The sequence below is a fragment of the Bordetella muralis genome, from assembly GCF_054781015.1.
Window position 1 is genome coordinate 156,586 of sequence record NZ_BAAGVF010000006.1, and the last position, 19,377, is coordinate 175,962.

Annotated in this window: 21 protein-coding genes; 11 read left to right on the forward strand and 10 right to left on the reverse strand. The window is 58.6% G+C overall.

The features are described from left to right. The first annotated feature begins 151 nt into the window (after positions 1–151). The 5 genes from yghX (at position 152) to ACYVIT_RS11765 (ending at position 5,793) form a co-directional block, all read left to right on the forward strand. Entirely contained in the window at positions 152–1,039 is an 888-nt protein-coding gene (gene yghX / locus ACYVIT_RS11745; protein ID WP_415806178.1) for a YghX family hydrolase, read from the forward strand. A gap of 288 nt (positions 1,040–1,327) precedes the next feature. Continuing rightward, entirely contained in the window at positions 1,328–2,269 is a 942-nt protein-coding gene (locus ACYVIT_RS11750) for a sulfurtransferase (RefSeq protein ID WP_415806179.1), read from the forward strand. 67 nt (positions 2,270–2,336) lie between these two features. Beyond that, positions 2,337–3,416, forward strand: coding sequence for a YeeE/YedE family protein (locus ACYVIT_RS11755; RefSeq protein WP_415806180.1), 1,080 nt, complete (start codon positions 2,337–2,339; stop codon positions 3,414–3,416). A gap of 15 nt (positions 3,417–3,431) precedes the next feature. After that, the gene (locus ACYVIT_RS11760) at positions 3,432–3,602 is read left to right on the forward strand and encodes a hypothetical protein (protein ID WP_415806181.1); all 171 of its coding nucleotides are present in this window, start codon (positions 3,432–3,434) and stop codon (positions 3,600–3,602) included. Between the two features lie 943 nt (positions 3,603–4,545). Continuing rightward, positions 4,546–5,793 (forward strand): Hint domain-containing protein, encoded by a 1,248-nt coding sequence (locus tag ACYVIT_RS11765; RefSeq protein WP_415806182.1) that lies wholly within the window; start codon positions 4,546–4,548, stop codon positions 5,791–5,793. Between the two features lie 108 nt (positions 5,794–5,901). Here the strand turns inward: ACYVIT_RS11765 and ACYVIT_RS11770 are convergent, their stop codons facing one another. Beyond that, the gene (locus tag ACYVIT_RS11770) at positions 5,902–6,555 is read right to left on the reverse strand and encodes a hydrolase (protein ID WP_415806183.1); all 654 of its coding nucleotides are present in this window, start codon (positions 6,553–6,555) and stop codon (positions 5,902–5,904) included. Positions 6,556–6,699: 144 nt separating this feature from the next. Here ACYVIT_RS11770 and ACYVIT_RS11775 point away from each other — a divergent pair, with 144 nt between their 5' ends. After that, positions 6,700–7,587 (forward strand): LysR family transcriptional regulator, encoded by an 888-nt coding sequence (locus ACYVIT_RS11775; RefSeq protein ID WP_415806184.1) that lies wholly within the window; start codon positions 6,700–6,702, stop codon positions 7,585–7,587. Between the two features lie 275 nt (positions 7,588–7,862). On the opposite strand, the gene ACYVIT_RS11780 is transcribed toward ACYVIT_RS11775, so the two are convergent. The 9 genes from ACYVIT_RS11780 to ACYVIT_RS11820 form a co-directional block, all read right to left on the reverse strand. Continuing rightward, on the reverse strand, positions 7,863–8,192 hold the full coding sequence (locus ACYVIT_RS11780; protein WP_415806185.1) for a hypothetical protein: 330 nt from the start codon (positions 8,190–8,192) through the stop codon (positions 7,863–7,865). Between the two features lie 76 nt (positions 8,193–8,268). Beyond that, complete coding sequence (locus ACYVIT_RS11785; protein WP_415806186.1) at positions 8,269–8,676, reverse strand: hypothetical protein; 408 nt, start codon at positions 8,674–8,676, stop codon at positions 8,269–8,271. 179 nt (positions 8,677–8,855) lie between these two features. Then, positions 8,856–9,578: an arsenical resistance protein ArsH gene (gene arsH, locus ACYVIT_RS11790; protein WP_415806187.1), complete on the reverse strand. Its 723-nt coding sequence runs from the start codon at positions 9,576–9,578 to the stop codon at positions 8,856–8,858. Then, positions 9,571–9,993, reverse strand: a complete 423-nt coding sequence (arsC, locus tag ACYVIT_RS11795) for an arsenate reductase (glutaredoxin) (RefSeq protein WP_415806188.1) — start codon at positions 9,991–9,993, stop codon at positions 9,571–9,573. Before arsC ends, arsH begins: the two co-directional genes overlap by 8 nt. 31 nt (positions 9,994–10,024) lie before the next feature. Next, positions 10,025–11,212 carry an MFS transporter gene (locus ACYVIT_RS11800; RefSeq protein WP_415806189.1) on the reverse strand — a complete coding sequence of 396 codons (1,188 nt, stop codon included), beginning with the start codon at positions 11,210–11,212 and terminating at the stop codon, positions 10,025–10,027. Position 11,213: 1 nt separating this feature from the next. Further along, positions 11,214–12,293: an ACR3 family arsenite efflux transporter gene (arsB, locus tag ACYVIT_RS11805; protein ID WP_415806190.1), complete on the reverse strand. Its 1,080-nt coding sequence runs from the start codon at positions 12,291–12,293 to the stop codon at positions 11,214–11,216. Between the two features lie 4 nt (positions 12,294–12,297). Further along, a complete protein-coding gene (locus tag ACYVIT_RS11810) occupies positions 12,298–12,798 on the reverse strand; it encodes an arsenate reductase ArsC (RefSeq protein WP_415806191.1) in 501 nt (166 codons plus the stop codon). A gap of 8 nt (positions 12,799–12,806) precedes the next feature. After that, entirely contained in the window at positions 12,807–13,301 is a 495-nt protein-coding gene (locus ACYVIT_RS11815) for an ArsI/CadI family heavy metal resistance metalloenzyme (protein WP_415806192.1), read from the reverse strand. A gap of 13 nt (positions 13,302–13,314) precedes the next feature. Continuing rightward, positions 13,315–13,641: an ArsR/SmtB family transcription factor gene (locus ACYVIT_RS11820; protein WP_415806193.1), complete on the reverse strand. Its 327-nt coding sequence runs from the start codon at positions 13,639–13,641 to the stop codon at positions 13,315–13,317. Between the two features lie 326 nt (positions 13,642–13,967). On the opposite strand from ACYVIT_RS11820, the gene ACYVIT_RS11825 reads away from it, so the two are divergent. The 5 genes from ACYVIT_RS11825 to ACYVIT_RS11845 all read left to right on the forward strand — a co-directional run bounded on the left by ACYVIT_RS11825 (position 13,968) and on the right by ACYVIT_RS11845 (position 19,359). Continuing rightward, the gene (locus tag ACYVIT_RS11825; protein WP_415806194.1) at positions 13,968–14,792 is read left to right on the forward strand and encodes a MetQ/NlpA family ABC transporter substrate-binding protein; all 825 of its coding nucleotides are present in this window, start codon (positions 13,968–13,970) and stop codon (positions 14,790–14,792) included. Positions 14,793–14,851: 59 nt separating this feature from the next. After that, positions 14,852–15,994 (forward strand): methionine ABC transporter ATP-binding protein, encoded by a 1,143-nt coding sequence (locus ACYVIT_RS11830; protein WP_415806268.1) that lies wholly within the window; start codon positions 14,852–14,854, stop codon positions 15,992–15,994. Further along, positions 15,966–16,628 (forward strand): methionine ABC transporter permease, encoded by a 663-nt coding sequence (locus ACYVIT_RS11835; protein ID WP_415806195.1) that lies wholly within the window; start codon positions 15,966–15,968, stop codon positions 16,626–16,628. The genes ACYVIT_RS11830 and ACYVIT_RS11835 overlap by 29 nt, the downstream gene beginning before the upstream one ends. Before the next feature lie 134 nt (positions 16,629–16,762). Next, on the forward strand, positions 16,763–18,028 hold the full coding sequence (locus tag ACYVIT_RS11840) for an SfnB family sulfur acquisition oxidoreductase (protein ID WP_415806196.1): 1,266 nt from the start codon (positions 16,763–16,765) through the stop codon (positions 18,026–18,028). A gap of 44 nt (positions 18,029–18,072) precedes the next feature. Beyond that, complete coding sequence (locus tag ACYVIT_RS11845; RefSeq protein WP_415806197.1) at positions 18,073–19,359, forward strand: SfnB family sulfur acquisition oxidoreductase; 1,287 nt, start codon at positions 18,073–18,075, stop codon at positions 19,357–19,359. Positions 19,360–19,377 lie beyond the last annotated feature (18 nt).

The window sequence follows — 19,377 nt, forward strand, 5'->3', positions numbered from 1 at the left end:
AGGGATGTCTGGCTCGGGCCGCCAGCGGCCAAATTAGCTTGGCCTGCCGCCGCTCAACTTCAGTATCATTGTTGCGGCAAGCCCGTCATCAGAATGCCGTACGGCCCGCGTAGGGTGTTCCTGTTATTGCACAAATACTCGGAGATCCGCCATGAGCCGCCTCACCGCCCGCGATTTTTCCCCCGAATTGCTTGAGCTTTATGACGGCTATGTGCATGGCCGGATCAGCCGGCGCGATTTTCTTGATCGCGCGGCGAAATACGCTGTGGGCGGTCTGACGGCCGCAACGATCCTGGCGTCCTTGAGTCCCGACTATGCGATGGCCCAGCAGGTGCAGTTCACCGATCCTGATATCGTGGCGGAGTACATTGAGTATCCGTCGCCGAATGGGCACGGTCAGGTGCGCGGCTATCTGGTGCGTCCCAAAGCTGCCAACGGCAAGGTGCCCGGCATCGTCGTCGTGCACGAAAACCGTGGATTGAATCCTTATATCGAGGACGTAGCGCGCCGTGTGGCCAAAGCCGGTTTTGTCGCGCTGGCCCCCGATGGCCTGAGTTCGGTCGGCGGCTATCCCGGCAATGACGACAAGGGCCGCGAATTGCAGCAGAAAGTCGATCCCCAGAAATTGATGAACGATTTCTTTGCGGCGATCGAGTATGTGCGTGCCAGCGATCTGACCACCGACAAGGTCGGTATTACGGGATTTTGCTATGGGGGCGGCGTGTCCAACGCGGCTTCTGTTGCCTATCCCGAGCTCGCCGCCGCCGTGCCGTTCTATGGCCGGCAGGCCAAGCCCGAGGACGTAGGGCGCATCAAGGCGCCGCTGCTCTTTCATTTTGCCGAGACCGATCCCAACGTCAACGGCACGTGGCCCGCCTACGAGGCAGCGCTGAAATCGGCCGGCAAAACCTACGAGGCCTACATTTACCCGGGCACGAATCACGGCTTTCATAACGATTCGACGCCTCGCTACGACGAGGCGGCGGCCAAACAGGCCTGGGACCGCACGATCGCGTGGTTTCAAAAATACTTGAGCTGAGCGCTGGTATGGACACCGGGATCCCGTTGCGGCGATGAGTCCCTGATTCGTCCTGGCTGAACGGGCAGATGAGCATCGCGCACGCGACGGCCGGGCCGCGGGTTGCCCTGTGGCTGTTTTTCTCGCAATGCGTGTGGAGATGCCGCCATGCCTTCCGCGCGGCAGGCTTATCGGCGGGCGGCGTTCAATCCTACTTTTATATATATAAAAATGATTGAATTGTATTTTTATATATAAATAAATAATGAGAAAATCCACCTTCGGCTTATTCCCTTCAGAGCACGCATCATGAAGCGCTTTCTTCTTTTCTTCTCCGCCGCGGCCGTTGTGGCGGGCTCGGTCTCGATCACCCATGCCGCTCAGCCCTTGCTGACGCCGGCTGAACTGAATGCGGTGCGCAGCGAACCCGCTGTGCGCATCATCGATATTCGTCCTCCTCAGGAGTATGCCGCCAACCACATTCCCGGGGCCTTGTCGGCCCCTTATGGCCAATGGCGCGGTCCGGCTGACAATCCGGGCCTGCTGCCGCCCGTGGAAAAACTGGCCGACGTCGTGCGCAAACTCGGCGTAGATCAGAACACCCATGCCGTCGTCGTTTCCTCGGGAGCGAATGCAACCGACTTCGGCAGCTCGGCCCGCGTATATTGGACGCTGAAATATCTGGGCTTGTCTGAATTGTCGATCTTGAATGGCGGTGTAAAAGCCTGGGCCGACGCCGGATTGCCTCAGGACCAGGCCGTGCCTAGTGTCGCGGCCAGTACCTATACGCCGGTGTTGAACCGGGCCCTGATCGCAACGCAAGAGCAGGTGCTGTCCCACATCGACAACCCCAAAGTCCACCTGGTTGACGCCCGTCCGTCGAATTTCTTCCGCGGCGAGGTCAAGGCCCCTACGGCCAAGGTCCCAGGCACCATCCACAACGCGCTCAATCTCGAGCACAGCAAATGGTTCAAACCCGGCACGTCGATTTTTGTCTCGCCGGAGGAGGCCAAGGCGATTGCATCGCAATCTCTGCCCGAGCCCGCCGACGAAACCATTTCGTTCTGCAATACCGGCCACTGGGCGGCGACCGACTGGTTTGCCTTGTCCGAAATCGTTGGACAAAAGAACGTGATGCTGTATCCGGCGTCGCTGGCCGACTGGACCCAATCTCCCGAAGCATTGCCCATGGATAACGTGCCGGGCCGCGGTGAGCAGATCTGGAACAGCCTCAAAGACTTGGTGAGCTGAACACTATTGATCTGGTCTTGCAATAGTCTGATTGCAGCCTTTGTTGTCTAATAAATTTATCGAGTCTATGGCACGTCTTCCACTAGCTGTTTTATTTGCTGCGTTCTTTTTGGCCCTGGCCTGGTTTGTCTCATTACGGCAGGCGGCATTATTTCTTGTCGGCATAGGCATGGGCGGCGTGCTGGCCGGCGCGCGATTCGGGTTCACCACGGGATGGCGCCGCCTGATCGAGCAGCGTGATCCCAGCGGAGTGATGGCGCAATTGATACTGCTGGCCATTGCGGCCGCGGTGTGCATGCCGCTGTTGGCGGAATATCCGACGGATCTCGGGGCGGCATTGGGGCCACCCAGCGTCAGCTTGCTGATAGGCGCCTTTGTGTTCGGCGCCGCCATGCAGATCGCCGATGGCTGCGGCTCCGGCACCCTGTACAAGGCTGGCATGGGCGTTCCGCTGAATATGGCGATATTGCCTGTATTCGCGATTGGCAGTTTTCTGGGTTCGGCGCAGTTGGAACAATGGCTGCAACTCGGGGCGACCGCGCCTGTCAGTCTGGTAAGGACGTTTGGCGCTGGCGAGGCGTTCGGACTGACGCTGATCGGCTTGCTGGTGTTGGGCCTGGCCGCGCGTGCCTGGGTCGGCAAGGGCGCCAGCTGGTTTAGCCGCCGCTTGTTGATCGGGGCCGTCCTGTTGGCGGCGTTGGCAATGTTGAACCTGTTGATTGCCGGGCAGCCATGGGGTGTGGTGTACGGCTTCGGTCTTTGGGCCGCCAAGCTCGCCACGGCTATCGGGGTATTCGACCCGGCGGCCAATGCGTTCTGGAGCCAGCCGGTCAACCTGAATAATCTGTCGCAGTCGGTGTTCCTGGACGTGACCTCGATTACCAACATCGGGATTCTGGCAGGCGCTTTGCTCGTTGCCGCTGGACAGACCGCCGCGCAGCGCGCGCCCTTGACGGGCAAACAATGGCTGGTCGGCATTATTGCGGGTTTCTTGCTGGGCTATAGCTCGCGCCTGGCATTCGGTTGCAATATCGGCGCCATGGTCAGCGGCATTTCCACCGGCAGCCTGCATGGCTGGATCTGGGTGCCGTTGGCGTTTTGCGGTTCACTGATCGGTGTGCGTCTCCGTCGCCACTTTGCTTTTTAAAGGGCGCGTTCAATCATGAAGAAAAACCTCTCCTCGTTCACGCTGCTGTTCTGGGTCGTGCTGGTTGCGTTCTTTGCGTGGGACTGGGCTGTTTCCGTGCCGGTCAACGTCCGTCTAGAACCGCCACTCATCGCAGCTGGTTCCGGTCATGCTCCGACAGGCGGTCACTGCGCATCGACGTTTTAGTATGTAGCAGTGTGCTGTGTGCGTGACAAACGCGGCCATGAATTGGCCGCGTTTTGCGTTGTATGGCTTGCTGACCTCGCGCGCCGTATGGCCGCTACACGCACGCTCATCACCGTTGCCCGGTCTTTGCAGCGAGGCGAACATGGCGCGCAGCCCCCATTGGATGTCCGCCGTCCTGGCCGCTACGCAGGCCCTTTGCCGTGATGGCATGAGTCTCACATGAGCCTATTTACGCGGCAACTCCGCGGGCGTTGCGCTGCCTTGATCAACCTGGGATTCTGAAGGAATCACTACCGGCGTCGGAGGCTTGCTGGCGCAGGCGGCCAAGAGAGTGAGAGACAGCAAAGCAGCGAAACGCATATGGAAGACTCCGTGGGTTGGGGAATCGGGTTGCCGGCACCTGCAATAGGCTCATCATTGTGCAGTGCACTCTGCAATTCTTTCATGTCATGTCGCACTATGGCTGATGGTCATACATCCTTGGGGCGTGCGGGGCACCTCGTGCGTGCGCCATGCAGATTTCCCGTAACGCCTCGACCATCTTCCGAAATTGCTGCCTATTTCTGCCTGTCTTTTATATCCACATTTCTTATCGCTAGATGCAATAAATGTACCGAATGTGTCAATCAAAAATGTTGCAATATGGTTTCATTTAAATTGCAATGGAACTATCTATGTGAGCTCGATATGCAATTAATTCTAACAATATTCGGGTTAGTGATATGTATATGTACATTTAGCTGTGATAATTTAGCCAACTGACAGATAAAAGACTCGTATTGTGTTGTTATTAACAATTAGAAATAAAAAAGGGTTTCAAAAATATCTGAAATCATCTGAGAATGCTGCTGTTGATTAGGTAAGTCCAGTATTATTTTTTGCAGTTCGTGGAGATGTTCTTCACGGATGCTTTCTTTTTGCAACTTTTGCATCGGAGAATGTCATGGCTGTCCTCGGAATTGATATTGGTTCAAGTGATTACGAAGTCAATCAAAGCAATTTCAATGAAGACGCGGGCGATTCCCTGTCGTTGAACGTGCTCGGCAGCAACACGCTGACGGTGAATGGTGTCGATGCGACAGCGACCACGTTGGTCGGCGTTCAAGCGGCAGGCAGCCCAACTTATTCCGTTATCAATGGCGGAAGCTTGACGATCGAGTCTGGCGCGGCCAACCTCAGCGCGTTGACCAGCATCAACTACCAAGTTGAATCCGGTTCCGCGTTGACGATTAATGCTCCGACCCTAGCCGCTGGCTTAGTTAACCAACAATCACTCGAGTTCACCGGTGACGGTGGTTCGATGTTTACCTACAATCCGGGTGCGCTCTCGATTGGCGCACCGACGACGTTCGACGTGACCAGCCTCGGCGTTGGTGACACGATTGCGGTCGGAAGCCGTTCGAACGGGACGTTCACCTACAATGCTGACACGCAAACAGGTACTTTGACCTACCCCGGCACGCTGACCAGCGGCCTGGAAACCGTCAGATTCGAAATCCACGATCTGACCCAGGAAGACTACGACGCCATCGTCGCAGGCAATGGCGGCAGCGCCTCTGGTTTCGGTGAGTTCGTCTCGCCGGTGTGCTTCTTGCGTGGCACCATGATCATGACGACCAAAGGCGAAGTCGCCATCGAAGACCTCGTGGCAGGCGATATCGTCATCGGTCAATCTGGCGAGCGCACGGTCAAGTGGATCGGTTTCCGCAAGACGTTCACCAAACAAATCCCCGCCGACCGTCGTGCCGAGCACATGCCGATCCGCATCGTCCGCGATGCCATCGCCGAGAACGTGCCCAGCAAGGACATCGTGGTTTCGCCGGGACACCACATCCTGGTCGAAGGCAAACTGGTCCGCGCCCAAGACTTGGTCAACGGCAAGACGATCTACCAAGAAACGCACCACATCAGCTACGAGTACTTCCACGTTGAGCTGGATCAGTTCGATGTGATCAGCGCCCATGGCCTGATGTCCGAATCGTGGGCCGACGGCGGCAACCGCGACTACTTCCAGAACGCTGACGTTACCGCGCTGCGTCCGGAAGACCGCCAGCGTCGCCGTGCTGACCGCCCGGGCTTCGTTGCTCTGCGCAAGGGTGCCGAACTCGAGCGTCTGCAGGCCGTCTACGCTGCCCGCGCTGAAAAGCTGCAGCAAGAACAAGACCAAGAGTTGATGGTCGCTTACGGCTAATCTTCATCAGTGCCAGGGGCGACCCTGGCACTGCTGTTGATAGAAACTGGCTTCCCATGCCGCACCGATATTCGGTGTTTGCATGGGAAGCTTTTTTTTACGACGTCATCAACGGGCAGTACTGGGCACTGGCGTGTTGAGCAACTGTTGTTCCCATAAAAATGCAATACCGCTGCCGCCAGCGTGCTGTTTGATCACCTCGGTCAATTCGACGATGTGTTCGGTGCGAGCCCAGTCGCGCTGCCATTCTGATGCCAGCGCCAGCCAGGTGATCATGTTCGCACCAGCTGCGATCATGCGTTGAATGGCGACCTCGTGTGCCTCGACCGACACGCCGCCAGACGCATCGGTGACTACTGTCACATCCCAGCCTTCGCCCAGGGCCTGGATGGTTGGCATCGCGACGCACACCTCGGTCCATAGGCCAGCGATGATCAATTGCTTGCGGCCTGTGGCCTTGACTGCGTCTACGACCTTTTGATCTTCCCAGGTGTTGATCAGTGTCCGGTCGATGACCTCCTGGCCGGGAAAGACGTCAGTGATCTGAGGAAAGAGCAGTCCGCCTTGCCTGGCGATCACCGTTGTGAGAATGGTGGGCACGCCGAAGGTCTTGGCGACTTTCGCCAGCCCGGCTGAATTATTGACCACCATCTGTGGTTCGTGACTATTCACGTTTGCAAGTTGGTAAGGCTGGTGGTCGATCAGGACCAGTACTGAATCCTCGGGACGAAGAAGCGAAGCCAAGCCGTTACGGAAGGTCATTGATGCATCCTTTGCTGTAAGTGAAGTGGGTTGCCGACAGGCACGCTGGAGCTGCGGCGCTGCCTCAATGGATTCTGGCATTTCCATTTATGATGCGGTACCGGCCTTTTGAGGTACGCTGTGTCGCAACATGAGGAACGCTGAATGGATATAGAAGACCTGCAGACCTTTGTCAGCGTGGCCGACGCGGGCGGCGTGTCGTCCGCTGCGCGCCGGCTCGGTATCTCTAAATCAATCGTCAGCCGGCGGCTTTTGCGGCTGGAGACAGAGTTGGGTATTCAGTTGCTTGCGCGTACCACGCGTGGCGCCGCACTGACTGAGGCAGGGGCTGCGTTTCGAGATCATGCGGCCAGGGCCTGCGCCGAGATCGACGTGGCGAGGGATACGATCCTGCCCACGGGCGACCTACGCGGTCGCTTGCGAGTGGCCGTGCCGGTCTCGCTGGGGCCCGATCATTTTGCTCCCGTGCTTGCCGACCTGGGGCGACGTCATCCGCAGCTTTATATTGATGCCTCGTATAGTGATCGCTTTGTCGATCTCATCGCAGAAGGCTTTGATTGTGCGATACGGGTTGGCTATCTGCAGGACTCCAACTTGATCGCGAGGCGCGTTGCGCCGCTCTATGGCAAGCTCGTGGCCAGCCCCGGCTATATCGATGCGCATGGCGCGCCCGGGACGCCAGATGATCTGCTCGTTCATCAGGCACTCATGCAAGGCACAGAGGCCTGGCAATTCATGGACGGCGACAAGATCGTCACCGTTCGCCCGCAGGGCCGCTTCAAAGCCGACAACGGCATCGCTTTGGCTGCCGCTGCAGCGGCAGGGCTCGGCGTCGCTTGGCTGCCTGACTGCGTTACCTATGAGTATGTCGCGTCGGGCGCGCTGGTTCCTATCATGACAGGCTATCCGCCGCCGCCGGCAGGTATCTATGTCATTCGCCCGCCGGGGCAGCATCCCGCGCGGAAAATACGGGTCTTGATTGAGTTGCTGATCGAGTATTTCGAACAGGCTCCGTATCTTCAGGCGCGATGACATTCTGCAGGCAGCATGGGCAAAGCAGTCTCCCGACGCACAGGCACAGTGGGGCCGAAACCCTGCTGCAACAATGGCGCGTGTGCATCCGCCAAGTTCCCGAAGATGACAGTTGGCTGCTCAGCCACGACAGTCACGAGTCGCCGCTGACCCTGTATTGGCGCTGCCTGCCCGGCAATGCATACGCCTGCGCCCAATTGATGTCTCCACAACTATCGAAAATCGCGGGCTAGACCTTGTCGCATGGCGCCGGCACAGCCGTAGCGCCGACCGTTCTATTTGATCTTGCTGCAGCGGAATGCCTCGATGCCTTTTTCCACGTAGTGTGGTTCGCGTGTGCAGGCCGCGCGCATGGCCTGGTTGGCCAGGGTCATGAGATTGGCGGCGTTGGTCATTGCCTGCAGGCCGTCCTGGCCGGGGCCGATCTTGTCGTAGAGCGCCTTGAATTCATTGGCCTGCTTGCTATAGGCGTAGGCGCGCATGACGTCGGTATAGGCGATGGCGCGGGAGATGTCGCCGGGCGTGGGTTCCTTTTCGGCAGCGAGGGTCGGCCCGGACAGCAGGGCCAGGGCGAGCAACGGGACAAAGGCGGTTTTCATGTTCATCGTTAGGGGATCTCTTGCTGGTTGTCCGACGGGAGGCAAGCTAGCGGGCGTGTGTGCGGCCCGAGTTATGCCACCCTCACCACATCTTGCAGGTCGTGCCGTTGTTGACAAGGTCTCCACCGACGACGATGCCCTTTTCGTCGACATGGAGCATGGTGTAGCAGCTGGCGATGCCCGTGCGCCGTTCGTAGATGGTGCCAGTGTTGTTGCCGAAACCGTAGCTGACGCCGCCGGGCGGAGGTACGTAGAACGTGCCGACGGCCTCGTTCCAGGAGACTTCGCCGGAGGTCTGCCACATGTAGACCAGTTGCCCGATCGGCAGGTCTTCGCTGGCGTAGACGCGGTCGGGAACACCCCACTCGGCCACGATGTCGTTGACGGGCTTGCCCTTATGTCGCAGCATCGCCACGTCCCAGGTGGTGCAAGCGGTTATTGTGGCGCAGCACAGGCAGGCCAGCAGGGCCTTCAGAAAACGGGATCGCACTTTTCTTTCCTTGTTGAATATTTATTCGTGTGCCCTACGCGCGGAATAATGCCAGTGCTTTGGGTGAATGGCGAGGGGGATGTGGTGAATATTCAACATGCCGCGCGTCCAACCTAAGCTACACGGGTGGGATAGTAGGAAAGTGCCGATCGGATTCCATGAGGTGGGCTGGCCTCACCTCAAATGGATTGCTGCTGCATCCGAGTCGAAAGAGCAACCGCCGCTTCCTTTCGCTCACTATATCGGTCCACCAGATACGGTGCGACATCCCGCGTGAGCAAGGTGAACTTCATCAACTCTTCGACGACATCGACGATGCGATCATAGTAGGGCGAGGGCTTCATGCGCCCCGCGTCGTCGAACTCCTGGTACGCCTTTGCTACCGACGACTGATTGGGTATGGTCAGCATCCGCATCCAGCGGCCCAACAGGCGCATCTGGTTTACGGCGTTGAACGATTGTGACCCACCCGACACCTGCATGACCGCAAGTGTCTTGCCCTGGGTCGGGCGCACGGCGCCCACGGACAGCGGAATCCAGTCGATCTGCGTCTTCATCAGCCCTGTCATCGCGCCATGACGCTCAGGCGAACTCCACACCATGCCTTCTGCCCACTGCACCAGCTCGTGCAACTCGCGAACCTTTGGATGGCTGTCTTTGGCGTCATCGACCAACGGAAGACCGGACGGGTTGAACAAACGAGTTTCGCCGCCCAGGGCCTGTAGCAGTCGTGCCGCTTCCTCAGCGACCAGGCGGCTGTACGAGCGCTCGCGCAACGATCCATACAGCAGCAAGAAGCGTGGTGCATGGGTAGCCCGCTCAGGCGCAAACAGTTCGGTGTGATCGGGAGCTTGGAATAGCGGCGCGTCAATGTTGGGCAGGTCAACGGGCAAATCAGACACGACGGCCCTCCGCGTTGATCACCGGCTCGCCGTCTTCCTTGTTGAATGCACCGCGCTGTGGTTGCGGCAAGATATCCAGAACCGCCTCAGATGGACGGCACAAGCGAGTACCGAGAGGGGTAACCACGATGGGGCGATTGATCAGGATCGGATACTGGAGCATGAAGTCGATCAGTTGCTCCTCGGTCCATTTCGGATCCGCCAGTCCCAGATCGTCGTACGGTGTACCTTTCTGCCGGAGCACGTCTCTCACCGGCACGCCCATGGCGGAAATCAACGACTTCAGTGTTTCGGCGTCAGGCGGAGTCTTCAAATACTCGATGATCGTCGGCTCTTCGCCGCTGTTGCGAATCAGGCCGAGTACATTGCGCGATGTTCCGCAGGCAGGGTTGTGATAAATCGTGATGGCACTCATGAGACACCTCCGTTGATGCAAGATTTGGATTTCAATGGACCGCGTGCCGTGCACGCAGCAAGAGTAGCGCGGCACAGGCAGCCAGGCCGATGCCTCCGGATAGCCAGAGCGCGTTGGCTCCCCAAGTATCCAGCGCCACGCCGAAGACAAACGGGGCAAGGGCTTGTGCGACCCTCGCCGGCATCATCAGCCAGCCTTGGCGTGCGCCATAGCCTTGGGGGCCGAACAGCGCCAGCGGCAAAGTGCCCTTAGCGATGGTCAATATGCCATTGCCTGCCCCATGCAGTATGGCAAACAGCGGGGCCATTACTGGGCCGCCGGTCAGCAGCACCGCCACACCGGCTGGATGCGCTAGGGCGGCCAACCGCGCTGACAGCAATGGATGAACTTGTCGTAGAAGACCAAACTCAAGCAGGCGACCGGCTACCTGTGCGGGACCGATGAGCGCTCCCACGGCCACGGCTGCAGAGAGCGTAGTGCCTGCCGCTTCCAGCATCCTCGGTAGATGCGTCGCCATGGCCGTGCTGATGAACCATGTCGCCGCAAACACGAATGCCAAGAGGAAAGTGGCATATCGTTGTTGCCCCACCTCAGGCGTTGGAGACGCGTCGATGTGTTCCGCATCTTTGGCGTTCAGGTTTGCTGGTTTCGCTACAGCCGGGGCATTGGGAAGCCAGGCGTTCAGCGGCAAGCCGATCAACAGATGCATGACAGCCCAACCGTAGCATGCGCCGCGCCAACCGAATTGCGCTTCCATCCAGGCAGAGAGCGGCCATCCAACGGTGCTGGCGAAGCCGGCAATCAGGGTAATGCCCGTGATGGCGCCACGGGCATGATGACCATAGAGATGCACCAGGCTGGAGAAGGCGGCCTCGTAGAGCCCGGAACCCATCGCCACACCAATGACGAGCCACGCTGCAACCATCAGCCAAAGGCCCTGGGCGGCACCGAGCATCCCCAACCCGAGGGCAAACAGCAAACTCGTGCTGACTAGGACGATACGACCACCACGACGGTCAATCGCCTGACCTGCCCACGGGCCCACCAGCGCTGAAGCTACCATGGCGATGGAAAAGGCGGCGTAGACCGTCGGCGCCGATACGCCCAGGTCCCGGGCCATCGGATCCGCGAGCATTGCTGGGAGGTAGTAGGACGACGCCCAAGCCAGCGTCTGGGCCGTTCCCAAGGTACCTACTACCCGAACCGAGGCTCCTCGCATGTCAGTCCTGCCGCAGGCCTGCGTCGTACCACCCTTTGCTCTGATTGACGATCCGAACGACGAGCAACATGACAGGCACCTCAATGAGCACACCGACGACCGTCGCCAGGGCAGCGCCGGACTGGAATCCGAACAGGCTGATTGCGGCGGCAACGGCCAGTTCAAAGAAGTTGGATGCTCCGATCAGCGCAGACGGGCACGCGATGCTGTGCTTTTCGCCGACACGGCGGTTGAGCCAGTACGCCAGACCTGAATTGAAGAACACTTGTATGAGAATGGGCACGGCCAGCATCGCGATCACCAACGGCTGGCCAATGATGGCTTCGCCCTGGAATGCAAACAGCAGCACCAGCGTCAGCAGCAAAGCCGCCATCGAGAACGGCCCGATTTTCTCCAGCGCTGCCTCGAATGTTGCTTGGCCGCGGCGCAGCAGCGCGCGGCGCCAAAGCTGGGCGAGAATGACCGGAATGACGATGTATAACCCGACTGAAACCAACAACGTGTCCCACGGTACGGTGATGGCCGACAGGCCCAGCAGCAGCCCAACGACAGGCGCGAAGGCGAACACCATGATCGTGTCGTTCAGCGCTACCTGCGACAGCGTGAAAACGGGATCACCGCCCGTCAATCGACTCCACACGAACACCATGGCGGTACACGGCGCAGCGGCCAGAAGGATCAGGCCCGCAATGTAGCTGTCCAACTGATCGGCAGGCAACCAGGGGGAAAAGATCTGTCGAATGAACAGCCAGCCCAGAAAGGCCATCGAGAACGGCTTTACCGCCCAGTTAATAAACAAGGTTACGCCGATGCCACGCCAATGCTGCTTGACCTGGCCTAGCGCACCGAAGTCCACCTTGAGCAGCATCGGGATGATCATTACCCAGATCAGAATCCCAACGGGCAGGTTCACCTGGGCGACTTCCCAGTGTCCGATAGCCTGGAACACCGTCGGCATCAGTTGACCAAGCGTCACGCCCAGCACGATGCAGAGGAAGACCCACAAAGTGAGGTAGCGCTCGAAAATACTCATTCCGGAGCGTTGGCGTGCAGCCGACGCCGCCTGTGCACTAGACGACATCTTTTTACTCCCGGGACTGGCCGATGCCGTGAAGTTCGGTCTGAAGCGACATGGCATCCAGGCGGTCGAGCGGCAAGGAGAGGAAGAGTTCGATCCGGCGCTTGAGCATGCGCGCCGCGTCATGGAAGGCCTTCAGTCGTTCTTCCTCGCTTCCCTCATGCGCGGCGGGATCAGGCACACCCCAATGCGCCGTCATTGGATGGCCCGGCCAGACGGGGCAGATTTCCCCAGCAGCGTTGTCGCACACCGTGATGATGAAATCCATTTTTGGCGCATCAGCGGCAGCGAACTCGTCCCAACTCTTGCTTCGATAGCCATTGGTCGGCAACGAATAAGAGTTGAGAGTGGCCAGCGCGAGCGGGTGGACTTCGCCTTTGGGTGTACTGCCGGCGGAGTACGCCTGGAAGCGATCGCCAGCCAGACCTTTGAGCAGCCCTTCGGCCAGGATCGAACGGGCGGAATTACCCGTGCAGAGAAAGAGCACGTTGAAAGATGAGCGCGACATGGAGATTCCTAGCAGCAGCGAGTAGGGGTAACGGCTTTCGGGGTACAGCAATTGGATGATGTCGAGGTTTTGGTTGACGGCGAACAGCAGGCGGTCATCGCAGAGTCGTTGGTGGGCGTACTGTGCGATTCGCCGTAGATGGGAATGGTGCCCAGTGTGTGGAAGTGCTCCCATGCCAAACCTTGGGGATCGGTGATCCAGTACTTCTCGCTCCGGGCGTAGCAACAAGAGGTCTCGCCTTGATTCTCCAGGATCAAGCTAGCTGCCTCCGCTCGGGACTTCAATGCGGCGAGCTCCTCGGGGCTCTCGGTTTGAATGCCGAAATGATCGACTCCTTGGCCAGAGCCGCGAGTCGATATCGCAAAATTTACTGGAGGATCGTCGAGCATCCACTTTGCGTAGTCCGATTCGAGGCGAGCAGGCTCTCGGGCGAACAGCTGGGAGTAAAAGCCAACGTTCCTGGCCAGGTCATCAACGTGCAGATGGACATGAAAGCGTTTCATGGCGAACTCCTCTTTAGCAGGTTGTGCAGACGCCAGGGTTGGATGCCTCGCAAGAAGCTCCTTCGCAGCAGTGCTCTGTGAGATACCCAAGCAACCCATTCATCTGAGAAAAATCGGCGCGATAAATCAGATTGCGCCCCTGTTGTTCGACGCTGACCAGGCCGGCATGCGTGAGCTCCTTCAGATGAAAAGACAGCGTGTTGCGCGCAACGCCGAGCTGGTCAGCCAGGACACTGGGGGTAAGCCCGGGCAGGCCGGCCACGACCAGCGCGCGGAACGTGCGTAGCCGCTGGGGGTGGGCCAGGCCGGAAAGGGCTGCAATAGCTTGGGTTTCATTCATTATTCGATAATACAACGTTTATTGAATTAATGGTGAAAATTCTTTTGATGAAGTCGAGCCCGAGTTGGACGAACTAACCGAGCTGTTGAACCACAAGTGCATCAGCATGAGTATGCAATCCAGCGGCGGAATCTATGTGTGGGAATTTATGCGTATGCGGTGAATCCTTCACCGTTCTCATATGCATATTTTGTGGCTAGGTGCTCAGATTCACCTGTATAAGTAAATGAATATTCTATCGTGGTGCATGGGGCACTGAGCCTATTAAATAGAGCCTTCCCGAGATTGTCCTGCGCTAGCAGGTCAGCCGAATGAGGTTGTTTTTAATGCTTGAGCATCTAACGAAATTTCTCTTGACCAGTGCTGTTGCGCTGGCTGTTCTGCCTGTCCATGCCGCTGACAAACTACGCATTGGCGTGGTGCCAGGCGCCTATGCGGATTCCATCAACGCCGCGGCTAAAGACGCCAAAGCGCAAGGCATCGACGTAGAGGTGATTGAGTTCACTGATTGGACGACGCCTAACGTTGCGGTGGACAACGGCGATATCGATATCAACTATTTTCAGCATCAGCCTTTCCTGAAAAATGCCATTGAGAAAAATGGCTACAAGCTCGCCAGTGCGGGTACGGGTATTTTGGCCAATGTCGGCTTGTACTCGCTCAAGCACAAGTCCGTCGATCAAGTGCCCCAAGGCGGCAAGGTCGGTATTGCCAACGACCCGGTCAATCAAGGGCGCGGTTTGCTGCTGCTGCAAAAGGTGGGATTGATCCGGCTCAAGCCCGATGTGGGCTATCTGGGCACCTTGGATGATATTGTGGAGAATCCCAAAAAGCTCAGCTTTGTGGAGGTGGAAGGTCCGCAGTTGGTGCGCATTACGGGCGATGTGGACCTTGCTCAAGGCTATCCGCATTTCATCGTGGCGGCCAAGGCATTTGATCCCTCGAGCGGGTTGGCTTATTCGGGTATTGAAGACGCGCAGTTTGCGATTCAGTTCGTCGTCAAGGCCGATCGCACACAAGATCCGATCATTCAAAAATTCATTGGCATCTACCAACAATCGCAAGCTGTGCGCGATGTGAGCAAGACGGCCTTCAACGATGATGAGCGTCTCTACACCTTGGCATGGCAAGACGCTGGCAGCAAGGAGTGATGTGCATGGCTTATACGTCAGCGTTGCGGCGCAATCTGGATCATTTTGATGAAGGTGAGATGTCTCACATTGATTCCAGTGAATCTGACCTCCGCCGCTTTGGCCATGCAAGCGTTCGGCCTGACACTGACAAAGCCGGCAGCGTGGCGTTTCGCCATCTCTCTAAAATCTATCGTTCGTCCGCAGGGGCGGTGACGGCGCTGCAAGACATCGATTTGGACATTGCACCAGGCAGTATATTCGGCATCATTGGCCGCAGCGGCGCAGGCAAGTCCAGCCTGCTGCGAACCATCAACCGGCTTGAACGACCTACAGGCGGGCAGGTATTGGTTGACGGCGTGGATATTGCCTCGCTCAGTGAATCGGAACTAGTGCAACTGCGCCGCCGCATCGGCATGATTTTTCAGCACTTCAATTTGCTGTCTGCCAAGACGGTCTACGAAAATGTAGCCCTGCCATTGAAAGTCGCGGGCGTGTCCCCGCGTGCGATTGCCGAACGCGTCCAGGAATTGCTGCAATTGGTGGGCTTGCAAGACAAGGCGGACACCTATCCCAGCCGTCTCTCCGGCGGGCAAAAACAGCGCGTAGGCATTGCGCGCGCGTTGGCCACGGGGCCGCAGATTCTGCTGTGCGATGAGGCCACTTCCGCGTTGGACCCGGAAACCACGCAATCCATCCTGAGCCTGCTCAAGGACATCAACAGGCGCTTGGGTATCACCATCGTGCTGATCACGCACGAGATGAGCGTCATCCGCGAAATTGCCGAGCGCGTCTTGGTATTGGAAAAGGGACGCGTGGCCGAGTTAGGCGAAGTCTGGAAAGTCTTTGGCAACCCGCAGCACGATGCCACCAAGGCGCTGCTGGCGCCGTTGCAACACAGCCTGCCAGACGACCTGCAAGCACGCCTGGTTCGGCAACCGCACCCTTCAGGCAGGTACAGCCGTATTTTGCAACTCTCGTACAGTGGGGAAGGCGGCCTGGAGCCCGATTTGCTGCGCATTGTCCGCAGCCTGCCGGGCCAGCCGCAACTGGTGCATGGCGGGGTAGACCGCATCCAGGGCCACGCGCACGGGCGTTTGTTGGTCGCTATTGCAGGGCATGTGGCGCTGCCTGATTTGCAATCTCTCACGCAGGGCCCGGCGGCCATTGCGCATCACATTGAGGACATCGGTTGTGTCGTGGAATCTGAGCATCCCCGCTGAGCGTTACTGGCAAGCGCTGCTGGACACGTTGGTGATGGTGGGCGTATCTGGCGGTTTCGCCTTTTGTGCCGGTATTCCGCTGGCTGTGCTGCTGATCGTCACCGCGCCAGGCGGGTTTTTGGCGTCGCCCAACATCAATCGCATGGTGGGCAGTGTGGTCAACGGGTTCCGTGCCACGCCGTTCATCGTGCTGCTGGTGGCGTTGATCCCGTTCACGCGCGTGGTGGCTGGTACGACTATCGGTGTATGGGCCGCCATTGTGCCGCTGGCAATCAGCGCGACGCCGTTTTTTGCACGCATTGCAGAGGTGAGCCTGCGCGAGGTCGACTCGGGCCTGATCGAAGCGGCCCAGGCCATGGGCTGCAAGAAGTGGGACATTGTGCGCCACGTCTACCTGCCGGAAGCGTTGCCGGGCATCATTGGCGGTTTCACGATTACCTTGGTCGCGTTGATCAGTTCATCAGCCATGGCCGGTGCGGTAGGGGCGGGCGGTTTGGGCGATTTGGCCATCCGATATGGCTATCAGCGCTTTGACACACAAGTGATGCTGATTGTCATTGCCGTGCTGATTGCGCTGGTCATGGTGGTACAGCAGGCCGGCGACCGCTATGTGCGATGGCTGCGCAGCCGTTGATGGTTTAGCGAAGGCGAAACGCGCGTGCATCGCGAATTTCAAATATTCCCTTGATTGATTCAGGCACACACAACCTGAGTACCGGCGCGGCAGCCAATGCCACGCCCAACCTCTTGAGATCAAAGAAACATCGTATGACCGATCGGAATGCTCTGGGCGAAGCTTTGCCGGAAACCGCCAGCACGCAGCGCTTGCCACTGCCGCCGCAAGCACCTCACGCCATATCCAGCGAGGCTGAGGCCATTGAGATCGCGCATCAATTGGCCGCCGAATTCGCTGAAACGGCTGCTGAGCGGGATCGCCAACGCCTGCTGCCGTGGGATGAGATGGAGCGCTACTCTGCCAGCGGCTTGGCAGCTATCACCATTCCTAAAGCCTATGGCGGGTTGGAGGCATCGAATGCGACGCTGGCGCAGGTATTCATCATCATCAGCGCGGCCGACGGCTCGCTGGGGCAGATCCCGCAAAACCATTTTGCGCTGATCCAAAACCTCAAAGATAGCGGCACCGAGACGCAACGGCAGCGTTGGTTCAATGCTGTGTTGAACGGCGCGCGTTTTGGCAATGCCGGACCAGAGAAAAAAAGCAAAGCGGCTACCGTCACTGACGTTACTGCGCGCCTGAGCCGCGCCGCCGATGGCGGCCTGCGCGTGAGCGGCACGCGCTTTTACTCAACCGGCTCCATGTTTGCGCATTGGATTCCCTTTCGCGCCGCCGACGAGCAAGGCCGCGCCGTGCAGGTCTGGGTGCGGCGCGATGCGCCGGGTGTGCGAGTCATTGACGACTGGAACGCCTTTGGCCAACGCACCACTGCCAGCGGTAGCGTGGTGCTGACCGATGTGCCAGTGGGCGAAGATGATGTAGTGGCCATCTACGCCGCCAGCGCCAAGCCAACACTGTCGGGGCCATTCTCGCAGTTGATTCAAGCCTCTATTGACCAGGGCATTGCACAAGGCGCGCTGGACGAGGCAGTGCGCTACGTACGGGAGAAAACGCGGGCGTGGATGCATTCGGGGATCGAACACGCATGGCAAGATCCCTACATCATCCAGGAGATTGCGCAGTTACAGGTCGAAGTGGATGCCGCTCGTGAAACACTGCTGGAAGCGGCCAATACGATTGACGCACTGCAGGCCGCGCCTATCACGGAAGAGAGCAGTGCGACAGCCTCCGTACAGGTTGCGCGCGCCAAGATTCTGACTACCGAGGCCGCGTTGCACGCCAGCGAGCGCTTGTTCGAGCTGGCTGGCACCTCATCGGCCCGTGCGGCACACAACTTTGATCGCTACTGGCGCAATGCGCGCGTGCATACGCTGCATGACCCTGTGCGATGGAAATATCACTTGCTGGGCAATTACCGCCTCAACGGTGCGCTGCCCAAGCGTCACCAGTGGAATTGAGCCCAAGCAACCAGTCGGAAGACTTCAAGAGAAATTCGTGCCCCATGACCGTCATCAGCTCCATCAGCCGCTCAGAGGCCAAAGCCCAAGAGACCAAGACTAATGTGCCAGCGGCCCCTCCTGTCGCGGCGTCCAAGCAACGCCCACATTCCATTGCAACCGAAGCCGAGGCCCTGCAAATCGCCCAGCGTTTGGCTGCACAATGGGCGCCAAGCGCACATGAACGTGACCGTGATCGCCGTCTGCCTTGGTCGGAGATGGAAGACTACAGTGCCAGCGGCCTATGGGCCATTACCGTGCCAAAAACGCACGGGGGGCTGGGCGCCGGCGCATGGACGTTGGCGCAAGTCATCGCCACCATAGCCGCGGCCGACGGCTCGCTGGGTCACATTCCCCAAAACCATTTCTATGCGCTGGAAGTGTTGCGCGTGGGCGGCACTGACGCGCAAAAACGTTTCTTCTACGATCGGGTATTGGCGGGAGAGCGGTTTGGCAATGCGCTTTCAGAGATCGGCCACCGTGACCACAAGCGCCGCACACGGTTGGAGCCCAAGGATGGCCAATGGGTGCTCAATGGCCAAAAGTTTTATTGCACAGGCGCCATTTTTGCGCACTGGATTCCCGTGCAGGCCATGCAATGGCGGGGCGGTGCGGATGAACCCGTCAGCGTGCTGGTGTTTGTGCCGCGTGCGGCAGCCGGTGTGACGGTGACGGATGACTGGGATGGCATGGGCCAGCGCGTGACGGGCAGTGGCTCAGTGGCGTTGGAAAATGTGCTCATTGACCCGGCATGGATTGTGCCCTTTCAGGCCAGTTTTGATTCGCCCACACCCATTGGCCCGTTGGCGCAAATCATGCACGCAGCTATTGATCTGGGCGTGGGTGAGGGCGCCCTTGCTGCTATGTTGCCCTACGTGCGCGAGCATACGCGCCCATGGGTGGATGCGGGTATTGATAGTGCCAGCCAAGACCCTTTGACGCTGCATGCCATTGGCAATATTGACGTGCGCCTGTGCGCTGCACGTTTGTTGCTGCGCCGCTCGGGCGCCTTTGTAGACGTTGCGCAGGCCAATCCAACGGATGACACCGTGGCGGCCGCATCCATCGCCGTGGCCAAGGCTCGTACGCTCACGCACAGTGCAGGATTATTGGCGGCGGATAAGTTGCTGGAACTCGGCGGGACCTCGTCGACCTTTGCCGACCGTGGCTTTGATGTCTATTGGCGCAATGTGCGTACCCATACGCTGCACGATCCTGTGCGGTGGAAGTTCAACGCCATTGGCAACTATGTGTTGAACGGCATCAACCCGCCGCGTTACGGAGCCTTGTGATGCGCTGTGTCTTTTTTG

Bases quoted from the DNA above. Each gene is read 5' to 3' on its own strand.
- yghX (WP_415806178.1), top strand. From the start codon at position 152: ATGAGCCGCCTCACCGCCCGCGATTTTTCCCCCGAATTGCTTGAGCTT.
- ACYVIT_RS11750 (WP_415806179.1), top strand. From the start codon at position 1,328: ATGAAGCGCTTTCTTCTTTTCTTCTCCGCCGCGGCCGTTGTGGCGGGC.
- ACYVIT_RS11755 (WP_415806180.1), top strand. From the start codon at position 2,337: ATGGCACGTCTTCCACTAGCTGTTTTATTTGCTGCGTTCTTTTTGGCC.
- ACYVIT_RS11760 (WP_415806181.1), top strand. From the start codon at position 3,432: ATGAAGAAAAACCTCTCCTCGTTCACGCTGCTGTTCTGGGTCGTGCTG.
- ACYVIT_RS11765 (WP_415806182.1), top strand. From the start codon at position 4,546: ATGGCTGTCCTCGGAATTGATATTGGTTCAAGTGATTACGAAGTCAAT.
- ACYVIT_RS11770 (WP_415806183.1), bottom strand. From the start codon at position 6,555: ATGACCTTCCGTAACGGCTTGGCTTCGCTTCTTCGTCCCGAGGATTCA.
- ACYVIT_RS11775 (WP_415806184.1), top strand. From the start codon at position 6,700: ATGGATATAGAAGACCTGCAGACCTTTGTCAGCGTGGCCGACGCGGGC.
- ACYVIT_RS11780 (WP_415806185.1), bottom strand. From the start codon at position 8,192: ATGAACATGAAAACCGCCTTTGTCCCGTTGCTCGCCCTGGCCCTGCTG.
- arsC (WP_415806188.1), bottom strand. From the start codon at position 9,993: ATGAGTGCCATCACGATTTATCACAACCCTGCCTGCGGAACATCGCGC.
- ACYVIT_RS11800 (WP_415806189.1), bottom strand. From the start codon at position 11,212: ATGCGAGGAGCCTCGGTTCGGGTAGTAGGTACCTTGGGAACGGCCCAG.
- arsB (WP_415806190.1), bottom strand. From the start codon at position 12,293: ATGTCGTCTAGTGCACAGGCGGCGTCGGCTGCACGCCAACGCTCCGGA.
- ACYVIT_RS11810 (WP_415806191.1), bottom strand. From the start codon at position 12,798: ATGTCGCGCTCATCTTTCAACGTGCTCTTTCTCTGCACGGGTAATTCC.
- ACYVIT_RS11815 (WP_415806192.1), bottom strand. From the start codon at position 13,301: ATGAAACGCTTTCATGTCCATCTGCACGTTGATGACCTGGCCAGGAAC.
- ACYVIT_RS11820 (WP_415806193.1), bottom strand. From the start codon at position 13,641: ATGAATGAAACCCAAGCTATTGCAGCCCTTTCCGGCCTGGCCCACCCC.
- ACYVIT_RS11825 (WP_415806194.1), top strand. From the start codon at position 13,968: ATGCTTGAGCATCTAACGAAATTTCTCTTGACCAGTGCTGTTGCGCTG.
- ACYVIT_RS11830 (WP_415806268.1), top strand. From the start codon at position 14,852: ATGTCTCACATTGATTCCAGTGAATCTGACCTCCGCCGCTTTGGCCAT.
- ACYVIT_RS11840 (WP_415806196.1), top strand. From the start codon at position 16,763: ATGACCGATCGGAATGCTCTGGGCGAAGCTTTGCCGGAAACCGCCAGC.
- ACYVIT_RS11845 (WP_415806197.1), top strand. From the start codon at position 18,073: ATGACCGTCATCAGCTCCATCAGCCGCTCAGAGGCCAAAGCCCAAGAG.